A 4,573-nucleotide genomic window follows, 5' to 3' on the forward strand; every position below is an offset into this window, starting at 1 on the left:
TAAGCGCCGCCGAAGAACGTCGCTGCGCAGAACAGCCAGAAGGAGCCCAGCACAACCGCCAAAGCCGCGAGCCAACCGACAAGCATGCCAAATCCGGTCCCGATCAGGAAGGCGACGCGGCGACCGTGACGTTGGGCGATGGCCCCTGCAGGCAACGAGCAGGCCGCCATCCCCACCACAAAGATCGAGATCGGTAGGGTCGCGAGCGCATGACTGGGCGCCAGCATGTTGCCGACGATTGCGCCTGTTGCGTAGACAACGGTCGAGTTTGCTCCGGCGAGCGCCTGCGCGATGGTCAGTCTTGCCACATTGCCCGTTGCGTGAGGGTAAAACGGGCGACGATGCCGCTTCAGTGAGAGTGTCCGCGTTGACGTGTGACATTTGATTCAAGTTGGTGAGTGCGGCTCGCCACCGATCCGAAGCAGCGTCCGCCGGGCACTGGACTCGAAACCCCATCCGGCTTTGCTGGCATGAACGATGACCGGTTGCCACAGGTCGTCGTTAGCGCACGTCGCGCGTTTGCCCCATGGTCAGGACCATCCGGAACTTGACGTCGCCGCGCTTCATCCTCTGGTAGGCGATGAACGCGTTCTCCAGTGGCATCGTCTCGATCATCGGACGCACGCCCGTCAGCACGCTGAAGTCCAGCGCCTTCTCGTTCTCATAGGGTGAGCCCGTAATCGATCCCGTGATGCTGCGCTCGCCGACGACAAGCTGGCCGGTCGATATGGGCAACGGGTCTTTGCCGACACCCAGCACGATCAACCGGCCCTGCGGCGCAAGGCCCCGCAACAACGCGGACACTACGGCGGTGTTGCCGATGGTCGTCACGATGGCCTTCGCACCACCCATCGCCTGGAGCCTCGCTGCCGCGTCTTCCTGATTCGTGTCGATATAGACGTGCGCGCCAAGTGCCAGCGCATCGTCAGCGATGTCAGCGACGCGTCCCGCCGCAACGACCTTGAAACCCATGCGACGCGCGTACTGGATGGCCATGTGCCCGAGGCCGCCAATGCCCAATACGGCCACGATGTCGCCCGCCTCGGCGCCAGACTTCCTCAGCGTTGAAGGTAGCGACACCCGCACACAGGATGGGCGCGGCTTCTTCGGCGTTCAGTTCATCCGGTATCGAAATCAGGCCCGAGCTGCGAGCCAGCATCATTTCGGCATAGCCACCATCACACGAAGCGCCGACGATCGGCTGGTTCTGGCAGAGCTGGAACTGGCCGCGGCGACATTGAAGGCATTCATTGCAATGTCCGCCGAGACGGCACACGCCTACACGTTGACCGATCTTCCAGATCGATGGCGTGCCCGCTCCAATGGCGGCAATGCGGCCGACAACTTCATGGCCGGGCACGCGGGGCGGCTGCAGTGTCGGGTCCGCCCCTTCGATATCACTGACATCGGCTCCGCAGATGCCGCATGCCTCGACCTCGATCAGCACCTGACCGGCGTCCGGCACGGGTGTCGGGCGTTCCACCATTTCAAGTATTCCAGGCTTCGTCGCCTGCATTGCGCGGTAAGTCTTCTTCATCGTCAACTCCCTGTCGTGTTTCGACCGCCGCAAACTAAGTCCTCACGTGTCGCGGCGACCTTCAATGCACACACCCCGAGGCTTGCAGCCTCGATGGCACCCGCAACATAGCCCGGAAAGTGCGGCGACCATTCGCTGCCGACGCCAACGAGCCGGCCATGCCAGACGCCCGACGAGGCTTCGGCCGAAGGTACCGCGCTGTGCTGGACCACTGCGTCCTGATCGGCTGCGGTGGCCGTGTATGGCTCGGCAGCCCAGTCCTTGATGAAATCGGCCGTGGGTGTTGCGGCCCTCGCGCCGAACAGCCGCGTGAGCTGAGCGCGGCAATGCGAGCGCAACACGTCGTCGGAGACGTTTCTTCGGACCCTTGGCGGGACGCCAAAGAAGCCGAACAGCGCCGCACTGCCGCCGGGTGCCGACGCGTCGTGGATTTCTCCGAGCGGCCCCCGCGCGCTGCGTGCTTCGCCGGACAGTCCTTGCTCACGCCAGAACGGCGTGTCATAGACGGCGACATACTTTGCATGTGGCGCCATCCAGGTCGCGGTACGCCGCCACGCCCGCTCCAGGGTTTCGGGCAGCGCCGGTGTGAATTCGATTGTCGCCACGGCGAGACGTGGCGGAACGGCGAGCAGCACATGGCCGACACGCAAGGACGCGACCTGTCCACGTGCGCCCTCGATGTCCAGTTCGACGTGGTGCCCAGTACAGCGCAGGCGTCGCACCTGATGGCCCGTCATCAAGCGCGCGGGCGCGAGGCGGCTGTGCACCGCGTCGATGAGCGCAGCCATGCCGCCGACCAGGCGCACGGAAGCTAGAGAAGACGCATAGCCACGTATTCGCGCTGGCGGCTCGTTAGGCGAATGTTCAACCATCACGTCGCCCGCTTCGTGCTGCTCGAAGCGCTCCAGTCCCAGGTCGCGGACAAGTCGGTCCAGCTGAGACTGTAACGCGGGCCAGAACCACGCCGGTCCGAGATCGAAGCGGTGATGATCGGCTGTTGCGCTCCCGGTGCCTGCAACCATCAGCCCGTTGGCAGGAACGGACTCAATCCGGCCGCCGAATGTGTGGCGTGCCTCAAGGAGTACATAGTCTTTGAGGCCATGCTGCTCGAGCAGAAAGGCGGCATACAACCCACTGAGGCCGCCGCCGATGATCGCGATGTGTGCAGTCGACATGGGCTATCCGCCAGTCGTAAGACCGGTGAGGTGGCCCATCTTCAGATACAGGGTGGCGCCATGCGGGCCAGCCACAAGATCGGGATATTCGCCTGCAGGCAGACGCAACCAGCTACCTCGAACGTATTGCCGCCCGTCGCTCCACAGTTCGCCGCACAGTTCGCCCGTTAGCACCAGCATTTCGGCGGTATCGATCGCGTTCGTGAGAAGCGGCTCGTCCGGATCGAGACGTACCAGGACGGTCTGTTCGGAGGCATCCGCAAACAGCGGGCAAACTTCACGGCCCGAGCGTCGTTCCCAGCAAGACGGGTTGCATGTGTCGATACGCACGGAGCGGTCGTCCCCAGGCGACATCTGCCCGAGCTTGACGAAAATGATTGCGCCTCCATCGCTGAAGGGCTGATGCGACGACCCAGGCGGATTGCGCAGATACCATCCGGCCGGATAGTGCTGATTCCCCTCCGAGAACGTGCCGGACAGCACGAGGATCTCCTCGCCGCCCGGGTGCCAGTGCTGCGGAAAAGACGAGGCCGAAGCGTATCGCACGATGCTCGTGGCACGAGCCGTCTCGCCGCCCAGCCGGTCGAGCATCACGCGCTCGATCCCGCTCTGTGGCGAGGCAACCCATTGGTATTGATCGGCCGCGACGACAGCGCGGCGCGAGAAGTCCGCGTTGACGTGCATCGCGTTTCCTCCATGAACGGGAGGCCGGCGGCCGATTGCTACAAGAGCCTCAGCCGCCAGCCTCGGACGGGCTATTTGTTCGGCAACGCAGCGTGTGCGTCGAGGACGCGCGCCGAGTAAGTCAGTGCGGCGCCTGCGTTCAGCGCAATCGCGACAGCCAGCGCTTCGGAGATTTCCTCCCGCGTGGCGCCGTGCTCGACGGCTTTCCTGGTATGCACGGTGATGCAGCCGTCGCAACGCGTCGTAACAGCCACGGCCAGCGCGATCAGCTCATGGATCTTCGGCTGCAGCTTGCCGGTCTTCACGGCGGCGCCTTCGATGGTCATCAAACCGCGCACCACATCGGGGGTGAGCGTGGCGTATTCGTTCATGCGCGTCATCAGCACGTCGCGATAGGTATTCCAGTCTTGCATCATGGTGGTGTGTCCAGTGGCTATGTGGGGCTCGTGCCGTGGCTCGAAGCCCCATTGAATAGGTGTTATGCGGCCTGATAGATGCGCACATCCGGTACGTCGTCCAGCAGCGGCTTGAGACCGCCGACCACATCGGCGCTGAACAACGCGCTCTCCAGGTAGGCTTTCGCGTTTTCCTCTGTGTCAAAACCGTGCAGTACCTGCACATCCTGCTCGCGCACCAGCAGTTCCTTCGACTTCGCGCCCGCGATCGTATTGAGGAACGCGGCCTTGTACTTCTTATAGACGCCGACGGCAGCGGCACGGTTGGCAGCGGCGATCTTCAGGGTGATTTGCAGATAGACCATTTCTCAGCTCCTGTCATGGAAGATGTGATCAGGCCTGGCGACCGGCCATCACGCCGCCATCGACGGAGAGGACGGTGCCGGTAATCCACGACGCACTCGAAGAAGCCAGGAACAGAATCGCCTCGGCGACGTCGGCCGGCTGTCCATTGCGACCAAGCGGGTGGAAAGCATTGAAGGCCGGCAAGGATTCCTTGACCTGGTCGTCCGTCATGAACGTGTTGTAGACGGGCGTTTCCACCACGGCCGGTGCGACGGTGTTGACCCGGATGTTCGAGGCCGCAAGTTCGATAGCAAGGTTGCGCGTCAACGCATGTACGCCGCCATTCGCCGCGGAGTACGCAGCCGAAGGCGTCGCCCCGATGGCCTGCAGGGCCCAAAGCGAGCCTGTCTGCACGATGGCGCCACCACCGCGCAGCT

General features: G+C 63.5%; 5 protein-coding genes and 2 pseudogenes. All 7 read right to left on the minus strand.

All coding sequences use genetic code 11. The features are described from left to right. A pseudogene (locus tag BMW76_RS39765) lies at positions 1 to 353 on the minus strand (MFS transporter); the annotation flags it as partial. Positions 354 to 501: 148 nt separating this feature from the next. Then, positions 502 to 1,537, minus strand: a pseudogene (locus tag BMW76_RS39770) (alcohol dehydrogenase). Between the two features lie 2 nt (positions 1,538 to 1,539). Next, the gene (locus tag BMW76_RS39775) at positions 1,540 to 2,712 is read right to left on the minus strand and encodes a flavin monoamine oxidase family protein (RefSeq protein ID WP_090874141.1); all 1,173 of its coding nucleotides are present in this window, start codon (positions 2,710 to 2,712) and stop codon (positions 1,540 to 1,542) included. Between the two features lie 3 nt (positions 2,713 to 2,715). Further along, the gene (locus BMW76_RS39780) at positions 2,716 to 3,396 is read right to left on the minus strand and encodes a cupin domain-containing protein (protein ID WP_090874142.1); all 681 of its coding nucleotides are present in this window, start codon (positions 3,394 to 3,396) and stop codon (positions 2,716 to 2,718) included. A 71-nt stretch (positions 3,397 to 3,467) separates the two neighbouring features. Then, a complete protein-coding gene (locus BMW76_RS39785) occupies positions 3,468 to 3,812 on the minus strand; it encodes a carboxymuconolactone decarboxylase family protein (protein WP_090874143.1) in 345 nt (114 codons plus the stop codon). Positions 3,813 to 3,874: 62 nt separating this feature from the next. After that, positions 3,875 to 4,156, minus strand: a complete 282-nt coding sequence (locus BMW76_RS39790; protein WP_090874144.1) for a hypothetical protein — start codon at positions 4,154 to 4,156, stop codon at positions 3,875 to 3,877. Positions 4,157 to 4,184: 28 nt separating this feature from the next. Then, the coding region (locus tag BMW76_RS39795; RefSeq protein ID WP_143062459.1) for an SDR family oxidoreductase at positions 4,185 to 4,573 on the minus strand (389 nt) is incomplete at its 5' end.

Source organism: Paraburkholderia diazotrophica (assembly GCF_900108945.1).
GTDB classification, from domain to species: domain Bacteria; phylum Pseudomonadota; class Gammaproteobacteria; order Burkholderiales; family Burkholderiaceae; genus Paraburkholderia; species Paraburkholderia diazotrophica.

Bases quoted from the DNA above. Each gene is read 5' to 3' on its own strand.
- BMW76_RS39775 (WP_090874141.1), bottom strand. From the start codon at position 2,712: ATGTCGACTGCACACATCGCGATCATCGGCGGCGGCCTCAGTGGGTTG.
- BMW76_RS39780 (WP_090874142.1), bottom strand. From the start codon at position 3,396: ATGCACGTCAACGCGGACTTCTCGCGCCGCGCTGTCGTCGCGGCCGAT.
- BMW76_RS39785 (WP_090874143.1), bottom strand. From the start codon at position 3,812: ATGATGCAAGACTGGAATACCTATCGCGACGTGCTGATGACGCGCATG.
- BMW76_RS39790 (WP_090874144.1), bottom strand. From the start codon at position 4,156: ATGGTCTATCTGCAAATCACCCTGAAGATCGCCGCTGCCAACCGTGCC.